1 protein-coding gene is annotated in these 1,085 nt (G+C 47.0%); it reads left to right on the top strand.

The window, feature by feature from the left end; all coding sequences use genetic code 11:
* Positions 1–124: 124 nt before the first annotated feature.
* Positions 125–1,085, top strand: a 961-nt coding sequence (locus CF651_RS25175) for a transposase (protein ID WP_144029108.1), incomplete at its 3' end; no start/stop codon positions are given.

The following is a 1,085-nucleotide window of genomic DNA, read 5'->3' on the forward strand; positions in this document are numbered from 1 at the left end:
TAATTAGGGCTTGCTGAATAATCCGAAAAATCAATAGTAGCAAGGGTTTTACGCGTTCCGCGTCGAATTTAAGTGCAAGGAAATCAAGGAATTCATGGGAAAATCCGTGCACTTGGAGGAAGCGATGTATCGGAAAACAGAGAGTCAAATTCAGTTGTTTGAAGACTTTTTCTTGCCCTTTGGTGGCAAGTTGAATAAAGATAATCGGTGGGTTCAACTGGCCGCGATCATTCCTTGGTGGCGCGCCGAAGAAAAGTATGCGAAGGCCTTCAAGAAATCGATGCGCGGTCATACTTCATTGTCTGTTCGTATGGCGCTTGGAGCCCTGTACATCAAGGAACGGATGCAGTTAGACGACCGAGAAACCGTGGAACAGATCATGGAAAATCCGTACTATCAGTATTTTCTAGGCCTACCAGGTTTTCAGGAGAAGCCGCCATTTCATCCATCACTCATGACCCATTTTCGGAAGCGTCTTGGTGAAACGGTGGTGAATCAAATCAATGATTGGATCTTGGAAGAGGAAACCGAGAGAAACAAGCGTGATGACAACGATCCGCCGGAGCCCCCTTCAGATGGAAAAGGCGATTCCACAACAACGAAAACGACAGAGCCAGTGAAGTCAAATCGCGGCAAGTTGATGCTCGATGCGACTTGTGCCCCTGCCGATCTTGCCTATCCAACCGATCTTAAATTGCTGAATGAAGCCCGTGAAAAGCTCGAAATGATCATTGATGTCCTTCACCAACCCCATGTCGGTAGGGAAAAGAAGCCACGTACCTATCGGGAAAATGCACGGAAACATTATCTATCCATTGCAAAGAGACGGAGGGTTGGAGCCAAGCAAATCCGTAAAGCCATTGGCAAACAGCTTCGTTATGTTTCACGTAACCTTCGTATCGTTGAGCTTCTTGCAGAACAAGGTGGTTTGCAGCGCCTCAATCGCTGGCAGTATCGGCAATTACTCATCATTTCCGAGTTGTATCGCCAGCAACGGGAGATGTTTCAGAATCAGACTCACTCGGTTGAGGATCGCATTGTCAGCTTGTTTCAGCCACATGTACGGCTGTCCCTTATACACATTT

Origin of the sequence: Paenibacillus rigui (assembly GCF_002234615.1) — a bacterium.
Classification (GTDB): Bacteria; Bacillota; Bacilli; order Paenibacillales; family NBRC-103111; genus Paenibacillus_S; species Paenibacillus_S rigui.